General features: G+C 72.1%; 21 protein-coding genes. 8 read left to right on the top strand and 13 right to left on the bottom strand.

Annotation, left to right across the window (positions count from 1 at the left end; all coding sequences use genetic code 11):
• Positions 1–7: 7 nt before the first annotated feature.
• The 5 genes from ACQ393_RS03060 to pepN (ACQ393_RS03040) all read right to left on the bottom strand — a co-directional run bounded on the left by ACQ393_RS03060 (position 8) and on the right by pepN (ACQ393_RS03040) (position 8540).
• Positions 8–1684: an FAD-binding dehydrogenase gene (locus ACQ393_RS03060; protein WP_430645362.1), complete on the bottom strand. Its 1677-nt coding sequence runs from the start codon at positions 1682–1684 to the stop codon at positions 8–10.
• A 102-nt stretch (positions 1685–1786) separates the two neighbouring features.
• A complete protein-coding gene (locus ACQ393_RS03055; protein WP_430645798.1) occupies positions 1787–2170 on the bottom strand; it encodes a globin in 384 nt (127 codons plus the stop codon).
• 14 nt (positions 2171–2184) lie between these two features.
• Complete coding sequence (locus ACQ393_RS03050; RefSeq protein WP_430645361.1) at positions 2185–3309, bottom strand: mechanosensitive ion channel family protein; 1125 nt, start codon at positions 3307–3309, stop codon at positions 2185–2187.
• A gap of 123 nt (positions 3310–3432) precedes the next feature.
• Positions 3433–5988 (bottom strand): aminopeptidase N, encoded by a 2556-nt coding sequence (gene pepN / locus ACQ393_RS03045; protein ID WP_430645360.1) that lies wholly within the window; start codon positions 5986–5988, stop codon positions 3433–3435.
• Positions 5988–8540, bottom strand: a complete 2553-nt coding sequence (pepN, locus tag ACQ393_RS03040) for an aminopeptidase N (RefSeq protein ID WP_430645359.1) — start codon at positions 8538–8540, stop codon at positions 5988–5990. Before pepN (ACQ393_RS03040) ends, pepN (ACQ393_RS03045) begins: the two co-directional genes overlap by 1 nt.
• A gap of 121 nt (positions 8541–8661) precedes the next feature.
• Here pepN (ACQ393_RS03040) and ACQ393_RS03035 point away from each other — a divergent pair, with 121 nt between their 5' ends.
• The 6 genes from ACQ393_RS03035 (at position 8662) to ACQ393_RS03010 (ending at position 15486) form a co-directional block, all read left to right on the top strand.
• Positions 8662–9189 (top strand): ribose-5-phosphate isomerase, encoded by a 528-nt coding sequence (locus tag ACQ393_RS03035; RefSeq protein ID WP_430645358.1) that lies wholly within the window; start codon positions 8662–8664, stop codon positions 9187–9189.
• 3 nt (positions 9190–9192) lie between these two features.
• Positions 9193–10197, top strand: a complete 1005-nt coding sequence (locus ACQ393_RS03030) for an Fpg/Nei family DNA glycosylase (RefSeq protein WP_430645357.1) — start codon at positions 9193–9195, stop codon at positions 10195–10197.
• A 21-nt stretch (positions 10198–10218) separates the two neighbouring features.
• The gene (locus ACQ393_RS03025) at positions 10219–11742 is read left to right on the top strand and encodes an amidohydrolase (RefSeq protein ID WP_430645356.1); all 1524 of its coding nucleotides are present in this window, start codon (positions 10219–10221) and stop codon (positions 11740–11742) included.
• A 117-nt stretch (positions 11743–11859) separates the two neighbouring features.
• Positions 11860–13428 (top strand): multicopper oxidase family protein, encoded by a 1569-nt coding sequence (locus ACQ393_RS03020; protein ID WP_430645355.1) that lies wholly within the window; start codon positions 11860–11862, stop codon positions 13426–13428.
• On the top strand, positions 13412–14821 hold the full coding sequence (locus ACQ393_RS03015) for a sensor histidine kinase (protein WP_430645354.1): 1410 nt from the start codon (positions 13412–13414) through the stop codon (positions 14819–14821). The genes ACQ393_RS03020 and ACQ393_RS03015 overlap by 17 nt, the downstream gene beginning before the upstream one ends.
• On the top strand, positions 14818–15486 hold the full coding sequence (locus ACQ393_RS03010; RefSeq protein ID WP_430645353.1) for a response regulator transcription factor: 669 nt from the start codon (positions 14818–14820) through the stop codon (positions 15484–15486). The genes ACQ393_RS03015 and ACQ393_RS03010 overlap by 4 nt, the downstream gene beginning before the upstream one ends.
• Positions 15487–15508: 22 nt before the next feature.
• Here ACQ393_RS03010 and ACQ393_RS03005 read toward each other — a convergent pair whose 3' ends face one another.
• Entirely contained in the window at positions 15509–16222 is a 714-nt protein-coding gene (locus ACQ393_RS03005; RefSeq protein ID WP_430645352.1) for a hypothetical protein, read from the bottom strand.
• A gap of 61 nt (positions 16223–16283) precedes the next feature.
• On the bottom strand, positions 16284–16787 hold the full coding sequence (locus ACQ393_RS03000; protein ID WP_430645351.1) for a Dps family protein: 504 nt from the start codon (positions 16785–16787) through the stop codon (positions 16284–16286).
• A 228-nt stretch (positions 16788–17015) separates the two neighbouring features.
• Here ACQ393_RS03000 and ACQ393_RS02995 point away from each other — a divergent pair, with 228 nt between their 5' ends.
• On the top strand, positions 17016–17777 hold the full coding sequence (locus tag ACQ393_RS02995) for a formate/nitrite transporter family protein (protein ID WP_430645350.1): 762 nt from the start codon (positions 17016–17018) through the stop codon (positions 17775–17777).
• A gap of 344 nt (positions 17778–18121) precedes the next feature.
• Positions 18122–18724, top strand: a complete 603-nt coding sequence (locus ACQ393_RS02990; protein WP_430645349.1) for a hypothetical protein — start codon at positions 18122–18124, stop codon at positions 18722–18724.
• Positions 18725–18870: 146 nt separating this feature from the next.
• Here ACQ393_RS02990 and ACQ393_RS02985 read toward each other — a convergent pair whose 3' ends face one another.
• The 6 genes from ACQ393_RS02985 to ACQ393_RS02960 all read right to left on the bottom strand — a co-directional run bounded on the left by ACQ393_RS02985 (position 18871) and on the right by ACQ393_RS02960 (position 21598).
• The gene (locus ACQ393_RS02985) at positions 18871–19554 is read right to left on the bottom strand and encodes a hypothetical protein (RefSeq protein WP_430645348.1); all 684 of its coding nucleotides are present in this window, start codon (positions 19552–19554) and stop codon (positions 18871–18873) included.
• Positions 19551–19955 (bottom strand): hypothetical protein, encoded by a 405-nt coding sequence (locus ACQ393_RS02980; RefSeq protein ID WP_430645347.1) that lies wholly within the window; start codon positions 19953–19955, stop codon positions 19551–19553. The genes ACQ393_RS02985 and ACQ393_RS02980 overlap by 4 nt, the downstream gene beginning before the upstream one ends.
• A complete protein-coding gene (locus ACQ393_RS02975) occupies positions 19952–20152 on the bottom strand; it encodes a hypothetical protein (RefSeq protein ID WP_430645346.1) in 201 nt (66 codons plus the stop codon). Before ACQ393_RS02975 ends, ACQ393_RS02980 begins: the two co-directional genes overlap by 4 nt.
• Before the next feature lie 3 nt (positions 20153–20155).
• Positions 20156–20596, bottom strand: a complete 441-nt coding sequence (locus ACQ393_RS02970) for a helix-turn-helix domain-containing protein (protein WP_430645345.1) — start codon at positions 20594–20596, stop codon at positions 20156–20158.
• 23 nt (positions 20597–20619) lie between these two features.
• Positions 20620–21198 (bottom strand): hypothetical protein, encoded by a 579-nt coding sequence (locus tag ACQ393_RS02965; protein ID WP_430645344.1) that lies wholly within the window; start codon positions 21196–21198, stop codon positions 20620–20622.
• Between the two features lie 145 nt (positions 21199–21343).
• Positions 21344–21598: a hypothetical protein gene (locus ACQ393_RS02960; RefSeq protein WP_430645343.1), complete on the bottom strand. Its 255-nt coding sequence runs from the start codon at positions 21596–21598 to the stop codon at positions 21344–21346.
• Positions 21599–22184 lie beyond the last annotated feature (586 nt).

Below are 22184 nucleotides of genomic sequence, written 5' to 3'. Positions count from 1 at the left end.
GCTCGGGTCACCCCGCCGCGATCGCGCGGCCCGCAGCGCGCCCCGTGAAGAGGCAGCCGCCGAGGAACGTGCCCTCGAGCGCGCGATAGCCGTGCACCCCGCCGCCGCCGAAGCCCGCGGCCTCGCCGACCGCATAGAGGCCGGGCACCGGCGCCCCGTCGGCGCCGAGCGCGCGCGAGTCGAGGTCGGTCTGGATGCCGCCGAGGCTCTTGCGCGTGAGGATGTGCAGCTTCACCGCGATGAGCGGCCCCGCCTTGGGGTCGAGGATGCGGTGCGGGGGAGCGACCCGGATGAGCTTGTCGCCGCGGTAGTTCCGGGCGCCGCGGATCGCGGTGAGCTGCAGGTCCTTGGAGAACTCGTGGTCGACCTCGCGGTCGCGCGCGACGATCTCGCGTTCGACGTTGTCGGCGTCGAGCACGCCGTCGGGCGAGAGGCGGCGCATGCCGTCGAGGAGCTCCGGGAGGGTGTCCGCGACGACGAAGTCGACGCCGCGCTCCTTGAAGGCCTCGACCGGGCCGGGCGCCCCGGAGCCGAGCCGGTCGGCGAGCAGCCTGAGGTCCTTGTTCGTCAGGTCCGGGTTCTGCTCGCTCCCGGAGAGCGCGAACTCCTTCTCGATGATCTTCTGCGTCAGCACGAACCACGAGTGGCCGTGACCCGACCGCGCGAGGTGCTCGAGCGTGCCGAGCGTGTCGAACCCCGGGAACAGCGGCGCCGGCAGTCGCGCGCCCGTGGCGTCGAACCACATCGAGGACGGACCGGGCAGGATGCGGATGCCGTGGCGCGCCCACACCGGGTCCCAGTTGGTGATGCCCTCGGTGTAGTGCCACATCCGGTCGCCGTTGACGACCCGGGCACCGGATGTCGCGGCGATGCCGATCATGCGGCCGTCGACGTGTTCGGGGACGCCCGACAGCAGCTCGGCGGGCGGCGTGCCGAGCCGCTCCGGCCACGCGGCCCGCACGAGGTCGTGGTTGCCGCCGATGCCGCCGGAGGCGACGACGACGGCGGGGGCGCGGAGCTCGAAGTCGCCGACGACGTCGCGGTTGGAGCCCTGGCCGCGTTCGGCGTCGTCGGAGGCGAGCCGGGCGCCCCGCACGCCCACGACCGCTCCGCCCTCGACGACGAGCTCGTCGACGCGGTGCCGGAAGCGCAGCGACACCAGCCCGGCCGCTTCGCCCGCGCGGACGCGCGCGACGAACGGCTCGAGCACGCCCGGCCCGGTGCCCCACGTGATGTGGAACCGGGGCACGGAGTTGCCGTGCCCGATCGCCATGCCGGCGCCGCGCTCGGCCCAGCCGACGACGGGGAAGAACCGCAGGCCCTTCTCGCGGAGCCACGCCCGCTTCTCGCCCGCGGCGAACTCGAGATACGCCTCGGCCCAGCGCCGGCCCCATTCGTCCTCGTCGCGGTCGAATCCCGCGGTGCCCAGCCAGTCCTGGCGCGCGAGGTCGAGCGAGTCGCGGACGCCGAGCCGTCGCTGCTCCGGCGAGTCGACGAGGAAGAGCCCGCCGAACGACCACCAGGCCTGCCCGCCGAGGCTCGCCTCCGGCTCCTGGTCGAGGATCGCCACGCGCCTGCCGGCGTCGACGAGCTCGGCTGCGGCGACGAGGCCGGACAGGCCGCCCCCGACGACGATCGCGTCGAACTCGGCGGTGGCGGCCGGGGGAGTGGTCGGGTCGGCCACGGGGGACTCCTTCGTCTCGGGCGGGGCGGCATCCGGTTCAGGGGGCGCGGATGCCTCGGGGCGGGTGTCGGGCGATGCGGGCGGTGCCTCGGCACCGCCGGGCTAGTCCTCGAAGGTGTTGACCATCGCGAAGGCCGCCCGCTGGAGATAGTCCCACAGCGTGGCCTCCGCGACCGGCGGCAGGTCGAGCGTGTCGACGGCGGCGCGCATGTGCGCGAGCCAGCGGTCGCGCGCGTCGGGGTTGACCCGGAACGGCTGGTGCCGGAGGCGCAGGCGCGGGTGGCCGCGCTGCTCGCCGTAGGTCGTGGGTCCGCCCCAGTACTGCTCGAGGAACATCAGGAGCCGGTGCTCGGCCGGGCCGAGGTCCTCCTCGGGGTACATGGGCTTCAGCACCGGGTCCTCCGCGACGCCGCGGTAGAACTCGTGCACGAGCCGTGCGAAGGTCTCGTGGCCGCCGACCTGGTCGTAGAAGCTCGGCGAGGGCAGGTTGTCGGGCAGGCTCACGGGGTGTCCTTCGGGCCGGTGTCGGCATCGGTGTCCGGCGTCGTGGGGATGCTGCCCGTGCCGGTCACGGTCCGGGCGGCGCGCATCGCGCGCAGCAGGCGCTTGCTCGGCTGCTGTCGTTCGACCACGGGGTTCGGTTCGGTCTTCGGCGGCTTCGCGCCCTTGACGCGCGTGACCCCCTCGAAGCCCGTGAGCACGACGCTGGAGAGGCTCGGCAGGCTGAGGTCCATCGCGTCGAGCGTGCGCTTCAGGCGCACCCGGAGCTCCCGCGCGACGTCGTCCTTGGCGGAGGTCCGGACCTTCATCACGATGCGGATGACCATCGCGTCGTCGGAGACCGACTCGAGGCCCCAGATCTCGGGCTTCTCGAGTACGCGGGAGCGCCACTTGCCCGACTTGGCCATCTCGCTCGCCGTGGCCAGCATGGCCGTCTCGACCTCCTCGACGTCGGCCGTGTACGGCACGGCGAGGTCGATGATGACGCGCGCCCAACCCTGCGACATGTTGCCGACCCGGGTGATCTCGCCGTTGCGGACGAACCACAGGGTGCCGTTGACGTCGCGCACCGAGGTCACCCGGATGCGGACCTCCTCGACGATGCCGGTCGCGTGGCCGAGGTCGACGATGTCGCCGACGCCGAGCTGGTCCTCGACGACCATGAACATGCCGTTCAGGGCGTCCTTGACGATGTTCTGCGCGCCGAAGCCGAGGCCGGCGCCGATCGCGGCGGAGAGCAGCGTGAACGAGCCGAGGATGTCGGGGGCGAGCACCTGCACCACGAGGAGCACCACGATCACGGCGATCGTCACGTTGACGATGTTCGTGAGCACGGAGCCGAGCGTGCGCGTGCGCTGGACGACGCGCACCGCCGCGAGCGGGGAGGCGGCGTTCAGCGCCTGCGTGTCGGTCACGTCCTGCTTGCGCTTGACGCCCGTGACGATCCGGTTCACGGTGCGGCGGATCACGATGTGCAGGAGCCACCGCACGATGAGCGCGATCGCGACGATCGCGGCGACCTGGATGACGTTCGACAGCACCTGGCCGTACCAGGTCTGCCAGAAGCCGTCGAGCTGGACCCAGATGTCGACCTGCTCGGGGTCGGTCGGTTCGGACGGGCGCATGATGCTCGAATTCTACTGAGGGCGATCGGGGCGGTCGCTGGACGCGCCCCCGGAGCGGCCGGCGGCCCGTCGGGCGCCCGGTGCGGGCGACCGACGGGCCGCGTCGGATGCGAACGGGTCCGCTCAGCCGGCTGTGGCCGCGTCGTACTCGCGGGCGGCGAGCGCGCGCTCGAGCTCGCTGAGTTGCTCGGAGACCAGGCGGTGCAGCGGCGCGGGCTCCTGGTGCGCGTCGAGCCAGTCGCGGACCTGCGCGGCGAGTGCCGTGTCGACCACGGGGGCCGGGAACAGGCGTCGCACGATGAGGGAGGCCATCGTGTAGCTCCGCTCCGACCAGGCGCGGTCGAGCATGCCGAGGTAGTCGCCGGCCGTCCCGGCGAGGAGCGCGGGATCGGCGGTGCGCTGCCAGCCGTCGGCGATCGCGCGCGCGAGGTCGTTCGAGAGCGAGGTGTCGGTCGCGACCCGGCGCCACGCGGCATCCTTCGACGCCTGGTCGGGGCGGGCGGCGCGCGCGGTCTCGGCCAGCTGCCGGCCCTTCGCGGTGTCGTCCGCCGCGAGCGCCGCGGCGATCTCGTCGTCCGTGGCCGCGCCGAGCGTCGCGCGGGCGATCACGATCTCCCAGCGCAGGTCGAGGTCGACCTGCAGCCCTGGCAGGCGCGTCTCCCCGGTCGCGAGCGCCTCGAGCACGTCGGCGTGCGCGGGTGCGCAGGCCAGCCGGGTGAAGGCCTTCACGAACTGGAGCTGGGCGTCGGACCCCTCCGAAGCGAGCTCCGCGAGAGCCCAGATCGCGTCCGCGGCCTCCTCCGCGAGCACGTCGCGGTGGTGGTCGGCGAGGTACCTGGATGCCGCGAGCTCGAGCCGCGACAGCGCGAGCGCTCGTGCGGCCGACTGCGTCTCGTGCCCGACGTTCGCGACCACGAGCCGCACGAAGTCGGACGCGGCGATCTCGGCGTCGCGCACGCCGTCCCACGCCGACCCGAGGATCACGGCGCGGGCGACGGGATCGTCGAGCGCGGACAGCCGGTCGCGGGCGACGGCGAACGAGGCGTCGTCAAGTCGCACCTTCGCGTAGGTGAGGTCGTCGTCGTTCACGAGCAGCAGCGCGGGCCGAGCGAGGCCAACGAGCTCGGGCACCTCGGTGGATGCGCCGTCGACGTCGAGCTCGACCCGGTGCACTCGCGCGAGCCGACCGTCGACGTCGTCGTAGGACCCGATCGCGACGCGGTGCGGGCGCAGCGTCGGGTGCGACGCGGCCGCCGACTGCCTGACCCGAGCGCGGGTGATCACGCCCGCGGCATCCGTCTCGACCTCGAGCCGCAGCGTGTTCACGCCCGCGGTCTCGAGCCACTTCGCCGACCAGTCGGCGAGGTCGCGGCCGCCGGCGCGCTCGAGTTCCTCGAGGAGGTCGGCGAGCGTGGCGTTGCCGCCCGAGTGGCGGGCGAGGTACGCGCCCACGCCGCGCTGGAAGGCCTCCAGCCCGACCCACGCGACGAGCTGCTTCAGCACCGACGCACCCTTGTCGTAGGTGATGGCGTCGAAGTTCACCTCGACGTCGCCGAGGTCGCGGATCTCGGCGACGATCGGATGGGTCGAGGGCAGCTGGTCCTGCTCGGCGGCGTGCGTCTTCTCGTCGGTCGCGAACGTCGCCCACACGTCGGTGAACTCCGTGACGCGCGAGGTGGCGAGCGTGGACGCCCAGGTCGCGAACGACTCGTTGAGCCACAGGTCGTTCCACCAGCGCATCGTCACCGAGTTGCCGAACCACATGTGGCTGAGCTCGTGCAGCACCACGATCGCGCGCTGCTCGCGGCGCGCGTCGGACACGCGCGAGCGGAAGAGGTAGCCCTCGTTGAACGTGACCGCGCCGACGTTCTCCATGGCGCCCCAGTTGTACTCGGGCACGAACACCTGGTCGTACTTGCCGTACGGGTACGGCACGCCGAACGCGTCCTCGTAGAACGCGAGGCCGTCGCGGACGAGCTCGAACATCACGTCGGGCTCGGCGTGCTGCGCGAGCGAGGCCCGCGTGAAGAGGCCGAGCGGCACCTCGCGCCCGTCGCGGCTCGTCGCCGACGAGTGCCACGACGCGTACGGTCCGCCGATGATCGCGACGATGTAGCTCGAGATGACGGGCCCGGTCTCGAAGGCCCAGACCGCGGTGCCGGATGCCGCGGGGTGCGGCTCGGGCGAGGGCGCGTTGCTCAGCACGCTCCAGTGCTCGGGTGCGGTGATCGTGAACCGCACGGACGCCTTGAGGTCGGGCTGGTCGAACACCGCGTAGACGCGGTTGGCCTCGGCGACCGCGAACTCGGTGTAGAGGTACGCCTCGCCGTCGACGGGGTCGACGAACCGGTGCAGGCCCTCGCCGGTGTTCGTGTACTCCCGCGTCGACAGGACGAGCAGCTCGTTCTCGGCCTCGAGCCCGTCGAGCCGGATCCGGAACCCGTCGGACACCTCCGCCGCGTCGAGCCGGCGTCCGTTCAGGACGACCTCGTGCAGGTCGGCCGTGGTCGCCTCGATGAAGGTCGAGGCGCCGGGCGTCGCGGCGAAGCGGACGAGCGTGTCGGACCGGAACCGGCCGTCGTCGCCCGTGAGGTCGAGCGTGACCTCGTAGGCGGGGGAGGAGAGGAGCGCGGCGCGCTCCTCCGCCTCCGCCCGCGTGAGGTCGGGGCGCCCCGACATCAGGCGGCCTGAGCGTCGCGCGCCTGCGCGGCCAGCGAGCGGTCGACGCCCGCGAGGTTCTCGACCACGAGGCGGCGGAGCGCGGCGGGTGCGTCGGGGTTGGCGTCGAGCCAGCTCCGCGAGGCGTCCGCGAGGGTGCGGTTCGCGAGCGTCGACGGGTAGAGGCCGTCGACGAGCTTCTCCGCGATCGCGTAGCTCCGCTCGGTCCAGACCCGGCCGATCATCGCGAAGTACCGCTCGACGAAGCCCTCGAGGAGCGTCAGGTCTGCGGACCGCACGAACCCGATCGCCGTGTCGCGGACGATGGAGTTCGTCGCGGTGTCGGTGTCGACGAGCGACGCCCAGGCGCGCTCCTTCGCCTCGGCCGTGGGGATCGCGGCGCGCGCCTTCGCGGCGGCCTCGCGTCCGGTGACGGTGTCGTCCTCGGCGAGGCGCGCCTCGATCTCGGCGTCGCTCGCGCGGCCCGCCGCGGCGAGGGCGATGAGCAGCTCCCAGCCGAGGTCGGTGTCGACGGCGAGGGCCTCGAGCGACGCCGTGCCCGCGTACAGGTCCTCGAGCGCATCGAGGTTCGACCCGTGCTCCGCGATCGCGGCGAACGACTTCACGAACTGGAACTGCGCGTCGCTGCCCGCCTCGGCTTCCTGCGCGAGGTCCCAGAAGCCGTCGGCGAGGAGCCGGAGCGTGTCGGCCCGGCGGGCCGGGTCGGTGTACGCGCTCGCCGCGAGGATCGAGTTGGCGAGCACGATGCGCAGCGTCGTCGACTCGGTCTCGCTCGCGATGTTGCCGAGCACGAGCGCGAGGTAGTCGCTCGCCCGGGTCTCGGCGTCGCGCGTGGCATCCCACACGGAGCTCCACACGAGGGCGCGGGCCAGCGGGTCCTCGATCTCCGACAGGTTCGCGAGCGCCACGCCGTGCGAGGCCGCGTCGAGGCGGATCTTCGCATAGGCGAGGTCGTCGTCGTTGAGCAGCACCAGGTCTGGGCGGGCGAGGCCGACGAGCTCGGCGACCTCGGTGCGCTCGCCGTCGACGTCGAGCTCCACGCGGTGGTCGCGCACGAGCTTGCCGTCGGCGAGGTTGTAGAAGCCGATCGCGAGGCGGTGCGGGCGGATCGTCGGGTACTCCTCGATCGCCGACTGCAGCACGGCGAACGAGGTGATGCGGCCGTCGTCGCCGGTCTCGATCTCGGGACGCAGCGTGTTCACGCCGGCGGTCTCGAGCCAGAGCTTCCCCCAGCCCGACAGGTCGCGGCCGCTCGCGGTCTCGAGCTCGGCGAGCAGGTCGGCGAGCGTCGTGTTGCCCCACGCGTGCTTGCGGAAGTATGCCGACACCCCGGCGAAGAACTCGTCGACGCCGACCCAGGCGACGAGCTGCTTCAGCACCGAGCCGCCCTTGGCGTAGGTGATCCCGTCGAAGTTCACCAGCACGTCCTCGAGGTCGCGGATCTCGGCGACGATCGGGTGCGTCGACGGCAGCTGGTCCTGGCGGTACGCCCAGCTCTTCTCCATGGCGTTGAAGGTCGTCCAGGCGCCCTCCCACTCCGTGGCCTCGGCGGTCGCGATGGTCGACGCCCACTCGGCGAACGATTCGTTCAGCCAGAGGTCGTTCCACCACTTCATGGTCACGAGGTCGCCGAACCACATGTGCGCGAGCTCGTGCAGGATCGTGACGACCCGGCGCTCGCGGATCGCATCCGTCACCTTCGAGCGGAAGACGTACACCTCGGTGAACGTGACCGCACCCGCGTTCTCCATCGCGCCGGCGTTGTACTCGGGCACGAAGAGCTGGTCGTACTTGGCGAACGGGTAGGGCACGCCGAACTTGCGCTCGAAGTACTCGAAGCCCTGCTTGGTCTTCTCGAACACGTAGTCGGCGTCGAGGTACTCCGACAGGCTCTTGCGCGCGAACACGCCCAGCGGGACCACGCGGCCGTCGGAGCTGGTGAGCTCGTCGCGCACGACGTCGTACGGGCCGGCGATGAGCGCCGTGATGTAGCTCGAGATGCGCGGCGTCGGCTCGAACGCCCACGTCTTCGCGCCCTCGTGCGCGTCGGCGGGCTCGGGCGTCGGCGAGTTCGACACGACCTGCCAGTGCGCGGGCGCGGTGACCGTGAAGCGGAACGCGGCCTTCAGGTCGGGCTGCTCGAAGACGGCGTACATGCGACGCGAGTCGGGCACCTCGAACTGGGTGTAGAGGTACACCTCGTCGTCCACGGGGTCGACGAACCGGTGCAGGCCCTCGCCCGTGTGCATGTAGCGGCCGTCGGCGACGACGGTCAGCTCGTTCTCGTCGGCCAGGTCGTCCAGCCGGATGCGGACGCCGTCGCTCACTTCGGCGGGGTCGAGCTCGCGGCCGTTCAGGGTGACCGAGTGCACGGCCGCGGTGATCGCGTCGATGAAGGTCGCCGCGCCCTGCCGGGCGGCGAAGCGCACGGTGGTCTCCGACCGGAACACCTCCGGACCGGTGGTGACGTCCAGCCGGACGTCGTAGTCGTGCACCGTGACGAGCGCGGCGCGCTCCTCGGCCTCGATGCGGGTGAGGTTCTCTCCAGGCACTCAGGTCTCCATCTGCGTCGAACGGATGCGTCGGCCCGGCGTTCGTGGCGCGGGCAACCAGATCAGCCTAGCCGCGCGGCATCCGGCCCGGGAGGGGACCGGCGATCCCTAGACTTGGCGCATGCGCATCCACATCGCGACCGACCACGCCGGCCTCGAGTTCAGCCGGACGCTCCAGGCGCACCTCACCAACGGCGGGCACGAGGTCGTCGACCACGGCCCCGCCGAGTTCGACGCGCTCGACGACTACCCGGCCTTCTGCATCAACGCCGCGCTCGCCGTGGTGCGCGACCAGGCCGCGGGCGTGAAGACGCTGGGCGTGGTCTTCGGCGGGTCGGGCAACGGCGAGCAGATCGCGGCGAACAAGGTGGCCGGCATCCGCGCCGCGCTCGTGTGGAGCATGGACACCGCGATCCTCGCCCGCCAGCACAACGACGCGAACGTGATCTCGATCGGTGCCCGCCAGCACACGGTGGAGGAGGCGATCCGCTACATCGACGCGTTCATCGCCGAGCCGTTCTCGGGCGACGAGCGGCACGTGCGCCGCATCGGCCAGCTCGCCGAGTACGAGACCACGGGCGACATCGCCGGCAAGGGCGTCGACGTCGACGGGTCGACCGGTCGCGCCGTCGGCGCGCCCGCGGAGTAGCCGGTGCCGGAAGGCCATTCCGTCCACCGCATCACCCGGCAGTTCGAGCGCAACTTCGTCGGCCGGCTCGTGCGCGCGTCGAGCCCGCAGGGCCGGTTCGCCGAGGGCGCGGCCGACCTCGACGGGCGGCGGATGACCGACGCGCGCGCCGTCGGCAAGCAGATGTTCCTCGGCTTCGAGGGCGACCGGTGGCTCCGGGTCCACCTCGGCATGTACGGCGCGTGGGACTTCGCGGGCGACATCCTGATGGACGCCACGATCGCCTCGGCGAACGGCCGCATGGGCCAGACGAACCAGAGGGGCACCTTCCTCGGGGGCCCGAACCCCGACGCCGTCGTGTTCGATTCCGCGGGCGAGAACTCGGTCACCTCGATCGGCGCGCCCCGGCGCACGAGGCTGCGCATGTCGGAGTCGGAGAAGGAGGGCGCGGAGCTCGAGGCCTTCCCGCCCGAGCCCGTCGGGCAGGTGCGCGTGCGCCTGCTCACCGACACCGTCGTCGCCGACCTGCGCGGACCCACCGCCTGCGAGGTGCTCGACCCGGCCCAGGTGGAGGCGGTCGTCGCCAGGCTGGGCCCCGACCCGCTGCTCGATCCCGGCGCCGACGCCGAGGATCGCTTCACGAGGGTCGTCCGCCGGAAGCCCACGCCCATCGGACTGCTGCTGATGGACCAGAACGTCGTCTCCGGCATCGGCAACGTCTACCGCGCCGAGCTGCTCTTCCGCGCTCGCCTGAACCCGCACACGCCGGGCCGGCTCGTGCCCGAGGAGACCGTCCGCGAACTCTGGCGAGACTGGTCCCGGCTGCTGCGCATCGGCGTCGAGACGGGCCAGATGATGACCATGGACGGCCTCGAGGGCGAGGCGTGGCGCGCCGCGATGGCCAACCGCGACGACCGGCACTGGGTCTACAAGCGCGAGGGGCTGCCGTGCCGCGTCTGCGGGACGAACATCCTCCTCGAGGAGATGGGCGCCCGGAAGCTGTACTGGTGCCCGAACTGCCAGGCGTAGGAGCGGAATGAGCGAGCACCGATGAGCGACCACCCTGCGACGCCGGATCCGGAGGAATCGCTGGTCCTGGCCGGCGGGCGCCTGCCCGGCGAGGCGCTGCCCGTCGACGTCCACGTCGACGGCGATGTCGTGCGCACCGTCGCCCCGGCGGGCAGCGTCGCGCCGATCCCCGGCGCCCGGCGCCTCGAGCTCGCCGGCCGCTGGATCGTCCCCGGGCTGTGGGATCGCCACGTGCACCTCTCGCAGTGGGCGATGGTGTCGCGGCGACTCGACCTCGGCCATGTCGCGTCGGCGGCCGAGTCCGTCACGCTCGTCGCGGCATCCGTCACCGGCGGCGCCGACGAGGTCGTCGGCTTCGGCTACCGCGACGGGCTCTGGCCCGATGCCCCGACGATCGACGCGCTCGATGCGGTCTCCGGCGACGTGCCGGTCGTGCTCGTCGCCGCCGACCTGCACTCGTGCTGGGTGAACCGCGCCGCCGCGCGGCGGCACGGGCTCGCCGAGGAGGCGGGGGAGAGCGGCGTGCTCCGCGAGGACGACTGCTTCCGGCTCGTGCGCGAACTCGACGACCTGCCCGACGACGTGCTCGACGCGTGGGTCGACGAGGCGTCGCGAGCGGCCGCCGCGCGCGGCGTGGTCGGCGTGGTCGACCTCGAGATGCGCTGGAACCGCGACGACTGGGCGCGCCGCGCGGCGAACGGCGCCGACGCGCTCCGCGTGCGGTTCGGCGTCTACACGCAGGGCCTCGACCGCGCCGAGGTCGAGGGCCTCCGCACCGGCGACGAGGTGGCGGGCACCGCCGGACTCGTGCGCGTCGGCCCGTACAAGGTGATCACCGACGGCTCGCTGAACACGCGCACGGCGTGGTGCGTCGACCCGTACCCCGGGCTCGGCGCCGACGAGCACCCGCACGGCGTCGTGAACGTGCCCTACGACGAACTCGTCCCGCACCTGCGGCATGCTGAGCGCATCGGGCTCGCGCCCGCCGTCCACGCGATCGGAGACCGGGCGAACGAGCGCGCGCTCGACGCGCTCGAGGCCGTACGGCCCGTCGGCTGGCACGGGCGCGCGTCGATCGAGCACGCCCAGCTGCTGCGACGCGACGACCTGGCGCGCTTCGCCGCGCTCGGCATCGTCGCGAGCGTGCAGCCCGAGCACGCCATGGACGACCGCGACGTCGCCGACGTCTACTGGGCCGGCCGCACCGAGCGTGCGTTCATGCTGTGCGACCTCGCGGCGGCCGGCGTCGAGCTCGCGCTCGGCTCCGACGCACCCGTGGCACCCCTCGACCCGTGGATCGCGATCGCCGCCGCGGTCGGGCGTTCCCGCGGCGGCCGCGAGCCGTGGCATCCGGAGCAGGCCCTCGACGCGCGGGCGGCGCTCGCCGCGTCGACCGACGGCGCCGGTGCCGAGGTGCGCGCGGGCATGGTCGCCGACCTCGCCGTCGTCGAGCGCGATCCGCTCGCGGCATCCGTCGACGACCTCAGGCGGATGCCGGTGGCGCTCACGCTGCTCGGCGGACGCGCGACGCACGACGCCCTCTGATCCGCCGGCGCGCGAGCCCGCCTCCGGTCCACCCCCGCGCGGACGGCGGCGAACCCCCGTGCCGACCCGGGTGGCCGTCGGCTGGGTCGCGGGAGCGTCGCCCGCGAGGCTCGAAGCATGATCGACCGGACCGCCCCGCCTCCCCGCCCCGAACGCCCGCGACCGCGGCTGCGACGTCCGCGCGCATTCGCCGCCACGGCCGCCTCGGCGGCCATCGGCGCCGCCGTCGCCCTCGCGTTCGCGGGGTGCGGGCTCGTCGGCCCGACCCCCGTCTCCACGATCGGCGAGGTCGACTTCGACACGGCCCTGCCCGTCCCGCCGCTCGCCGAGTCGAGCGTCGCCGCCGACGGCACGCGCGTGTTCTCGCTCGAGGCGCAGGCCGGCACGACCGAGTTCGCGCCCGGCGTGCCGAGCGAGACCTGGGGGTTCGACGGCGCCTACCTCGGACCCACGATCGTCGCCGAGCGCGGCGAGCGGATCCGCGTCGACGTCGCCAACGCGCTCGACGAGCCCACGACCGTGCACTGGCACGGCATGCACCTGCCCGCCGAGATGGACGGCGGACCGCACCAGATGGTCGACCCGGGGGAGACCTGGTCGCCCGAGTGGGAGGTCGACCAGCAGGCCGCGACGCTCTGGTACCACCCGCACCCGCACGGCGAGACCGAGCAGCACGTCGCCCGCGGCCTCGCGGGCCTGTTCCTCGTCCGCGACGACGTCGAGACGTCCCTGCCGCTGCCGCGCGAGTACGGCGTCGACGACCTGCCCGTCGTCGTGCAGGACGCCGCGTTCACCGACGACGGCCGGCTCGAGTCGGCCGCCCGCGGCTTCGCGGGCCGCATGGGCGACGAGCTCGTCGTGAACGGCGCCCGCGCCCCGTACGCGGAGGTCGGCGACGAGCTCGTCCGGCTGCGCCTGCTGAACGCCTCGACCGCGCGCACCTACGCCTTCGGGTGGGAGGACGGGCGCGCGGTCGACCTCATCGCGACGGACGGCGGGCTGCTCGAGGCATCCGTCGCCCTCGACCGCGTCGTGCTGTCGCCCGGCGAGCGCGCCGAGGTGCTGGTGCGGATGACGCCCGGCGAGCAGCTGCGGCTCCAGTCGGTGATGACCCCGGAGGCGGCGGGCCTGAAGCCGCCCATCGCGGCGATGAACGGCGCGACCGACGCGTTCGACGTGCTCGAACTGCGCGCCGCGGACACGCTCGACCCCGCGCCCGACCTGCCCCCGCGGCTCGCCGAGCTGCCCGAGGTCGACGAGGGCGACGTCGCGACGACCCGCACGTTCCGCCTCGACGGGTTCGAGATCAACGGCCGCACCATGCGCATGGACCACGTCGACGAGACCGTCACGGTCGACACCACCGAACGCTGGGTCGTCGAGAACGTCAGCGAGATGCCGCACAGCTTCCACGTGCACGACGTGCAGTTCCGCATCGCTGCTGTCGACGGCGCCCCGCCTGCCGCCGAGCTCGCCGGGTGGAAGGACACGATCCTCGCCCGCCCCGGCAGCCGGTACGAGCTCGTCCTGCGGTTCGAGGACTACGCCGACCCGGACACGCCGTACATGTACCACTGCCACCTGCTGCTGCACGAGGACCAGGGGATGATGGGCCGGTTCACGGTCGTCGAACCCGGTCAGCGTGCGACGATGACCGAGGAGACCGACGATGACCACGCTCACTGACCCCGCCGTGCCCGGCGCGACCGCCACCCCGACGGATGCCGCGCCCCGCCGCCGCGGCTACGGCCGCCTCTGGGCGGGCCTGCCGCGCGAACTCGGCTACCTGCTCCTCGGATTCCCGGTGGCCCTCGTCGCCTTCGTGACGCTCGTGACGCTCTTCTCGACCGGCGTCAGCCTGCTCGTGGTCGTCGTCGGGCTCGCGATCGTCGTCGCCGCGCTGTACGCGGCCCGCGGCTTCGGCGTGCTCGAGCTCGTCCGGCTCGAGTGGGCGGGGCGGCCGGCGATCCGCCGACCCCGATGGGACCGCCCGGTCATCGCCGGCGACGGCCCGTGGCGCGCGTTCTTCGCGCCGTTCGTCGACGGGCACTACTGGCTGTACCTGCTGCACGGCATGGTCGTCGCGCCGATCGTCTCGCTGTTCAGCTGGACCGTGACGGTCGTCTGGGTCTCGATCGCACTCGGCGGGATCACGTACTGGATCTGGGCGGTCTTCCTGCCGAACGACTCGCGCGACGTCTGGCCTGCCGAGTGGCTCCTCGACCGCATCGCGCCGGGCACGTCCGACACGCTCGCCCTCGACCCCCTCGTGCTCGAGTCCATCGCCCAGTTCGTCCTCGGCGCGGTGTTCCTCCTCACGCTCCCGCTCGTCGCCGCCGGACTCACCTGGATGCACGACGGCATCGGTCGCGGCATCCTCGGCGCGTGGCGTTCCGAGGCGCTGGAACGACAGGTGGAGCAGCTCTCCGCTTCGCGCGGCGCGGCGGTGCAGGCCGAGGATGCCGCGCTCCGGCGCCTCGAACGCGACATCCACGACGGCCCCCAGCAGCGCCTCGTTCGCCTGCAGATGGACCTCGCCGCGATCGAGCGCAAGCTCGACGCCGACCCGGAGGCCGCGAAGGGGCTCCTCGGGGAGGCGCGCGACCAGGCGCGCGACACGCTCGACGAGCTCCGAGCCCTCTCCCGCGGCTTCGCGCCGCCGCTGCTGCAGGACCGAGGGCTCGCGAGCGCGCTCGAATCGCTCGCCGCGCGCAGTCCGGTGCCCGTCGAGCTCGAATGGCTGCTTCCGGCGGATGCCGCGCTCCCGGCCGCGATCGAGCGCAACGCCTACTTCATCGCCGCCGAGCTGCTCACGAACGCCGCCAAGCACTCGGGCGCGAGCGCCGTCCGCCTGCGCGTCGCCGAACGCGACACGGGCGCGACCGGGCGCTGGCTCGACCTCTGGGTCACCGACAACGGCCGCGGGGGAGCGGCCGCGGTGCCCGGGCACGGCCTCGCGGGCCTCGACGAGCGCGTTCGCGGGCTGGGCGGCGTGCTCCTCGTCGACAGCCCGGCCGGCGGGCCGACGGTGATCGGCGCGCACTTCCCGTCCACTCCCGTCGATAGGGTGTCCGCGTGAGCCAAACCGTGCCGTCCGGCCGACCCGTCCGCGTGGTCCTCGCCGAGGACTCGATGCTCCTCCGCGAGGGGCTCGTCCGACTCTTCGACGAGGCCGGGTTCGAGACGGTCGGCGCCTACGGCGATGCCGAGGCGCTCCTCGCCGAGCTGTCGACGGCCGAACCGGATGTCGCGGTGCTCGACGTGCGCATGCCGCCGACCTTCCGCGACGAGGGCGTGCGGGCCGCGATCGAACTGCGCCGGCGGCGTCCGGGGACCGGCGTGCTGCTCCTCAGCCAGTACGTCGAGGGCACCTACGCGCACGAACTCCTGTCGTCGGCGGAGGGCGGCATGGGGTACCTGCTGAAGGACCGCGTCGCGTCGCTCGACGACCTCCAGGACGCCGTGCTGAGGATCCGCGACGGCGGCACGGTGCTCGATCCGCAGGTCGTGCGCGAACTGCTCGCCCGCCGCGGCGATCCGCTCGCCTCGCTCACCCCGCGCGAGCGCGAGGTGCTCGAGCTCATGGCTGAGGGGCGGACGAATGCCGGCATCGCCTCGCAGCTGTTCATCGGCGTCGGCGCGGTGGAGAAGAACGTCACCGCGATCTTCCAGAAGCTCGGCCTCGAGGACTCCGGCACCGACCACCGCCGGGTGCTCGCGGTGCTCGCCTGGCTGCGCCGCTAGCCCCGGAGATCGCCGATGCCCGTCATGCGCCGCTCGTGGTGCGCAGCGGTTCGTGTCGGTCGAAGAGGTCGCGATAGCCGCGGAAGCCGACCACCATCCAGAGGACGAGCGACCCGACGCCGACGATCACGCCGACCGTGATCGCCAGCCAGATCGCGCCGCCGAGGCCGAGGACGACCCCGCCGGCGAACAGCCCGAGCACCGCGCCCTCGACCACGGAGATGATCATCGCCGAACTCGCCAGGATCTGGCCCGGACGCGGACCGAACGCGTAGTACGTGCGGATGCTGCCGGCCTCGTCGTCATCCGCCGAGGAGATGAAGTACGGCGCGAGGCCGGGGTCGAGATCGAGGTAGGCGCCCCGCAGGCGGTTCATCGCCACCACGTACATGAGGTCGTCGAGCGACGCATTGAACGCGCGCTTCTGCGTGATGAGGCCGAGCAGTGCGAGCAGCAGCAGCACGCCGAGCGCGGCGACGCCGAACCACCCCCGGAACTGCGTCGCGTTGCCCAGGACGCCGAGTGTCACGAGCCCTGCCGACACGAGCGTGAGGAAGATCGCGATGCGCGTCAGGACCTCGCTCTGCGTGGTGCTCCGCGATGCGAGGAGGCTCCAGTGCTCGGTCGCCAGCATCTGCGCGCGCAGCGACTTCTGCGCGTCGGTCAGGTCGGCCGCGGTCGCCGCAGGGCCGTCGCTCGGCGGCGGAGACGGGTCGGGCCCGGGTGCATCCACCATGGCGGCATTCTGCACCCGGGCCCGTCCGGCCGCACCTCCCGGTGCGGCGTGCGGTTCCGCGCTACTTCACGCTGACGTGCGCGGCGAGGAACCACCGGTCCTTGTCGAGACCCTGGCGGATGGCGATGGCCACGTCCTGGCTCGCCGGGTCGAGTTCCTCCAGCCCCTCGATCGCGGCGTTCACGCGAGCGGTCGCGACGTCGATCTGCGCGACCACGTCGGCGATCGTGTCATCCGACTGCTTGAAGCCGGCCTTCGGGTTCGCGGCGTCGGTCTCGGAGGCGATCGTCGCGAGTCGCGCGTCGATCGGCAGCCCCAATGCGACGACGCGCTCGGCGGCGAGATCGGCCCACTCCTGAGCGTGGTCGACGACCGTGTCGAGGAACTCGTGGACCTCGAGGAAGTCGCGGCCGCGCACGTTCCAGTGCGCCTGCTTGCCGTTGATCGCCAGCACGGTGAGCTCGTGCACGAGCGGGGTGAAGAACTGAGAGACCCCCGAGGCGACCTCGGGGTCGGCGCCGCTCATCGGCGCCTTGGACTTCGGTGCGGTCTTCGAGTCGGTCATGTGGTCCCCTTCCACTGGTTCCGTACGGATGCCACGGTAGGGCCAACGTACGCCGGGGCCGCCGGATTCCCCGCGTACTCGCAGGGGGATTGACACCGTTCGGCGGGCACGGCCACGCCGTGGCCCGCGTCGGATACCGCGATCGCCGGGATATGTGAAGGCGCTCGCGGCGCCGACGCACGGCGGCTACCGTGCCGACCCATGAGCCGGACGTCGACGAGCACCGCAATGTACGACCGCGCGAAGGCCGAGGGCCGGCATCGACTGGCGATGCCCGCCCTCGAGCAGGCTGCCGGCGCCCTCATCGCGGGCATCACCATCGTCTTCGGCATCGTGGCGCTCGCCATCACGGATGCGGACGTCGGATCGGCACTCGGTCCCGGCCCGGGCCGCATCGCCGGAGCCCTGGCGTTCGGCATCGGGTTCGTGTTCCTCGTCGTCGGCCGGACCGAGTTGTTCTCCGAGAACTTCTTCGACCCGGTCGCGGCGGTCCTCGAAGAACCCGGTCGCGCGCGGGTGCTGCGGCTCCTGCGGCTCTGGGGAATCGTCCTGGTCCTGAACCTGGCCGGCGCCGCGATGATGGCGGCGATCTTCGTCGTGCCGCAGGCGCTTCCCGACGGTGCGCCGGAGGTCCTCGTGCGGATCGCCGAGGATCTCGCGAGCCGGGACGGGTGGGCGACGCTGGCCCGGAGCGTCGCCGCCGGCGCGCTCATCACCCTCATGTCGTACCTGCTGCACGCGACCGACCAGGTCGTCGCGCGTGCCGGCCTCGCCTACCTGGTCGGGTTCCTCGTGGCGCTCGGACCCTTCGACCACGTGGTGGTGTCGGAGACCCACCTCCTGCTCGGGTGGTGGCTCGGCGCCGCGGTCGATGCCGGCGACCTCGCGACGGGCTTCCTCATCGCCGCCGCGGGGAACCTCCTCGGCGGCATCCTGCTGATGACGTTCACGCACGTCGTGCAGGTGCTGGGAGCCCGCAGGCGGGCGTGAGCGGACGCGACGCCCCGACCTGCGCTCAGCGCACGCAGAAACGACGCTGATCTGGAATTCCCACACGGAGGGGATGACGGGAATCGAACCCGCACCATCAGTTTGGAAGATAGGTGCCCGGCGCTACACCGATCCCCGGAATCCCGCATGACCGCGCAGAACTGGGGCATCCGTCGTGATCGTCTGTGATCCCGAGTTATGGCACGTGACGGCCCCTAGTGGCACGCGGATGGCACGCGCTCGACGGACTCGGGAGGGGTCTGGAGGGCATCGATTCGCGGTCCCTGACTCTTGCACGATGGGCCTTCGCGGAGCCCGTCTGAGGTCCCCAGTAGCCTCGCCCTGTGGAAGAGGCAGAGTGGGCGAACGCGATAGCGACGTGGTGGGGAGTCGGCGCAGCGGCGCTGTTCGGTGCGGGCGGCCTGGTCGTGGGCATCGTGGGCCTCGTCCAGGCAGGCAAGGCGCGCGACGAGGCGAAGGCGGCGAATGACCTCGCGGCCGAGGCCAACCGGATCGCGGAGGAGGCCAACCGGATCGCGAAGGATGAGGTGGAGCGGGCCGCGGAACTCCACCGCATCGACTGGGATTGCCGTTGGGAGCGTCCGGGCGTGTATCGCGTCAAGAACCTGGGTTCCGACGCCGCGGCAGATGTGCGCGTGCAGGTAACCGTGGATGAGGAGACGGTTGTGGGCACGGCCCCGCGATTGGAGGACGGCGAGTTCATCGACTTGGACTTCCCTGGCGCGCTCGCCACCTGGAAGCGGGAGGAGCGCGAGCGGCGCGAGGAGCGTGAGCGGCGTCGCGAGACCGCCAATCAGGGGTACCTAGTCTCGTATCTCAGCGCGATGCACGGACAGGATCACTCCATCAGGGACCTGATCACGTGGCGAACGCCGAAGGGGAACCCGCAGAAGCACGATGCGAGTGGCTTAGGTCCGCTCGCATGACGCCGCCTGCGCCGCCTCTGCAGCCGCGGCCCTCGTCTGCGGGTGGAGCGGGGCCAGACGCGGTGCGATCGCCGGAGACGGGCGGAGACAGCCAGAGAGGTGGGCCAGCCGGGTAGGCCAGCCCGCCCCTCGGCCGCCGGGAGGGCTCAGGCCTCTGCGGGCACTCGCTCCAGCGAGCCCACGAGGAGCGGGATCGCGTTCGCGGACGGTGCCGGGGCTACGGCCGCGTCACCGTCCACCAGGAGGTCGAAGGCCTCGGCATCCGACTGCTGGAGGAGCACGAGGCCCGCGAACGGAATTTCGCCCGTCTCGCGCAGGCCCTTCAGGATGGTGCGCCACGCCACCGCGGGCGCGTTCGTGCGCTCGACGACGGCCACGCGCTCGGCGGCAGGGTCCACCTGCACGAGCCGGTCCCACACGGCCCCCTGGATGAACTCCACCACGGAGGCCGGCTGGGAGTCCTCCAGGACCTCGGGCATCGTCTCCAGGTTGTCGAGGATCGCGGCGAGCCGGGTTCGGTCGGCGTCCGCGATGATGGTCGGCAGGTCGCGCCCCGCGTCGAGGAGGGCGCGCACCTTCGCCCACTGGTGCGCCTGGAGCGCGATGTCGTCGGCACCCTTCGGGGTGAGGGCGTCGAGGACCGGCTGACGGTCGGGCGCGGTGGGCTCCGGGGGCATGAGCGCGGCGAGGCGTCCGCGGATGGCCTCGACCTCGCGGCGCTGGCGGGCGCGGAGGCCCTCCGGCGTCAGGTGCGGGTCGCGGATCAGGGCTGTGGCGAGGAGGTCGGCGCGAGCCTGGACGGTGGACTGGATGAGCGTCGCGGAGTTCAAGAGCGCCCCCTTTCGGTGTTGTCGGTGCTCACGTCGTGAGCGATGGTCCCCACCTTCTGGCGGGAGGTCTTGCGGTGCCGGTACCGCTGGCATCCCCGGCATGAGCCCTTGGAGTCGGTGCCCCAGAGGAACCGGACGTGTCCGTGCGGGCAGAGGGTCCAGTTGCCGCCGTGGTCGAGTTGGGCGTTGTGCCGTGAGCATGCGGGGCCGTAGGCGTCGGGGTCGATGCTGAGCCGCACCGGCTTCCCGTGGGAGTTGAGGACGATGTGCGTGGGGTGGTCGAGGAGCGCCCAGCCGGTCGAGGGCCGGTCGCAGGTGGGGTGAGAGCATGGCTCGCCCACTGCGGAGCCTCGCGTCTTGATGAGCGCGTAGTGCACGGCATCGTAGGTGGGCGCGCTCACCGTCCGCCCCTTCCGTCTCGGGCCTCCACGCGGCGCGCGGCCGCCTCGTCGCGCACCGCGCCGACGTACCTGGCGACGGCTTCACGCTGTTCGGCGGGGAGCGACGCGAGCGCGGCGTGGTAGACGTCGTGGTGGTCACGTTGGCGCTGCTTCGCGAGGGCGAGAGATGTGGACTCGCGCGGAGGGGAGTAGACCATGCCTCAGTCCTCCTCGGTGCCGAGCACGAGCCGGTCGAGCAGGTTCCCGACCTGCTCCAGCCCGGCCGTGGGGGCGGCGTCCAGGTTGAGGAGACGCGCCCGGCGCTCCATGACCTTCAGGCAGGTGTCAGCGGAGCGCACGTCCCCGGAGATGGCGGCAGCGAAGTGGCCGCGGAAGATCGCGTCGAGCCGGTCGAGTTCGAGGGCGCGGAGTTCCTCCGCCTCCTCTCGCGGGAGGTTCCGGATGGCGTCCTGAATCCACGCGTAGACGGTGCTCGGGTGGACCTTCATGCGCTGGGCGATGGCATCCACCGGGACGCCTCCGCGGCGGAGCGCGATGGCCTCCTGCCTCCGCGTGGCGCGCTCGATCTTCGTGACTCGCCGCGGGCGGGGTCGGTCCCCGAGGAGGTACTCGTCGGGGTCGGGTGTGTCGATGGCGGACATGCCGCCTCCTCTCGTCTGGATGGTCATTCGGGGATGGATCGGACGGGCCATTCAGCGGCGGGTGGCGGGTTGGGCGCGGCTTCGAGCGCGTCGGCGGCATCGAGGAGACGGCGGATTCGTTCGTCGGGCCCTTCACGGTGAGCGTTCGCGCGCGTGCGTGCGCGCGTTGTCTTGTCACCTTCGGAGGGCTTGGCCTCTCCTGGCCTCTCCTCAGCCTCTCCTCTCCTAGGGGACTCCCCGGTTACGTAACCGGTTACGTCCTCCTGCTGACGGGCACGCTCCCGGAACGCCTGCTGCTTCCGCCTGTTCCGCTCCCGCTGGTGCTCCACATCCGCAGCGAGGGACTGCGTGCGCCCCCACTCTCGGACCCGGTACCCGTCACCCTCGACCTCCCACAGGCCGAGGCTCACGAGCGCTTCGGCGTCCTTCGTCGTGGCTCCGCTTGGATGGAGCAGGGGAAGCATGTGACTCGGTATCAGGCCGTCTGTGCCCTGCTCGGCGCTCCACATCAGGGCCCACGAGAACACGGTCCAGCGGTCAGCGCCGAGCGTGCGAATGGTGGGGTCCACGAGCCACCGGCCGGGGAGGCGTGCGTCGGTCATGCGGGAACCTCTTCGCGGGCGGCTCGCTCGAACTCGATCAGGCGGCGGTTTACCCGTTCCATCGCCGCGCGGAGGCCAGCGAACGGGTCACATGCCTCCGCTGTGGCGTCCTCGTGCTGAGTTGTCGAATCCATCGGGTGCTGCCTCAGCGCGGGAGCGGGGCCGGGGTGGGCTCCACGTCGAAGCCGAGGGACCGCATAAGCGGGACCAACTTCACCCGAATGTTGCGCCCGCGCCGGTCAACCTCGACACGGCCTTCGCGCACGTCCTCGTAGGCCTGAGCGCGTCCACGGTCGGCCAGGGTCGCGTACTCCTCCACGGTGATCGTGGGGATCGGGTGGGCGAGGAGGCGCGCGGTGAGTGCGGCGCGCTCCTCGGTCTTGTCGGGCCGTCTTGCCATGTTGAGGACCTCCTGTGGGTCGCGTTGAGTGCGTCCCAGAGTCCTTCTCTGGCGGTCGGGCTGAGGCTGGCTCTCGCCTGCCTCGCCTCCCCGATGGCGTCTGTGCCGTTGTGCCCAAGATAACACGAAGGAACGAGTAGGATTGAAAGAAAACCGCAGGTCAGGTGCTATATTGACACCTCCAGACAGGTCGGTCAGTGATAGTCCGTAACCCCCACCGCGAGCAAGGAGAGCCCGATGAGCGACCGAAAGCAGAAGTCCAACCGGGCATCGTTCGGGAGCGTGCGGAAACTTCCCTCAGGACGGTGGCAGGCGCGGTATCCCGACCCGGCCGGGCGCGCCATGACCGCCCCGAGCACGTTCGCGACGAAGCGTGAAGCGCAGGACCACATCGCCGGAGTCCGCGCCGACCGGATGCGTGGCACGTACCGGGACCACCGTGCCGGCACCGCGCCCTTCGGGCCCTACGCCGAGGAGTGGATCGCGAACGGTGGCTCACGAGGCAGGCTTGTCGACGTCGGGTGAATACTGACCCCGAGGCGACGTTTGAATCTTGACCCCTCCGACACTCTTGGAGGGTGATTTC

Origin of the sequence: Agromyces sp. GXS1127, from assembly GCF_050565425.1 — a bacterium.
In the GTDB taxonomy this organism is placed as follows: Bacteria; Actinomycetota; Actinomycetes; order Actinomycetales; family Microbacteriaceae; genus Agromyces.
The sequence above is the reverse complement of the archived record's forward strand: the minus strand, read 5'-3'. Positions and strand labels throughout refer to the sequence as shown.

Coding starts and splice junctions, on each gene's coding strand:
- ACQ393_RS03050 (WP_430645361.1), bottom strand. CDS start 3,309: ATGCGCCCGTCCGAACCGACCGACCCCGAGCAGGTCGACATCTGGGTC.
- pepN (WP_430645360.1), bottom strand. CDS start 5,988: ATGTCGGGGCGCCCCGACCTCACGCGGGCGGAGGCGGAGGAGCGCGCC.
- ACQ393_RS03035 (WP_430645358.1), top strand. CDS start 8,662: ATGCGCATCCACATCGCGACCGACCACGCCGGCCTCGAGTTCAGCCGG.
- ACQ393_RS03025 (WP_430645356.1), top strand. CDS start 10,219: ATGAGCGACCACCCTGCGACGCCGGATCCGGAGGAATCGCTGGTCCTG.
- ACQ393_RS03020 (WP_430645355.1), top strand. CDS start 11,860: ATGATCGACCGGACCGCCCCGCCTCCCCGCCCCGAACGCCCGCGACCG.
- ACQ393_RS03015 (WP_430645354.1), top strand. CDS start 13,412: ATGACCACGCTCACTGACCCCGCCGTGCCCGGCGCGACCGCCACCCCG.
- ACQ393_RS03005 (WP_430645352.1), bottom strand. CDS start 16,222: ATGGTGGATGCACCCGGGCCCGACCCGTCTCCGCCGCCGAGCGACGGC.
- ACQ393_RS03000 (WP_430645351.1), bottom strand. CDS start 16,787: ATGACCGACTCGAAGACCGCACCGAAGTCCAAGGCGCCGATGAGCGGC.
- ACQ393_RS02995 (WP_430645350.1), top strand. CDS start 17,016: ATGTACGACCGCGCGAAGGCCGAGGGCCGGCATCGACTGGCGATGCCC.
- ACQ393_RS02975 (WP_430645346.1), bottom strand. CDS start 20,152: ATGGTCTACTCCCCTCCGCGCGAGTCCACATCTCTCGCCCTCGCGAAG.
- ACQ393_RS02970 (WP_430645345.1), bottom strand. CDS start 20,596: ATGTCCGCCATCGACACACCCGACCCCGACGAGTACCTCCTCGGGGAC.
- ACQ393_RS02965 (WP_430645344.1), bottom strand. CDS start 21,198: ATGACCGACGCACGCCTCCCCGGCCGGTGGCTCGTGGACCCCACCATT.
- ACQ393_RS02960 (WP_430645343.1), bottom strand. CDS start 21,598: ATGGCAAGACGGCCCGACAAGACCGAGGAGCGCGCCGCACTCACCGCG.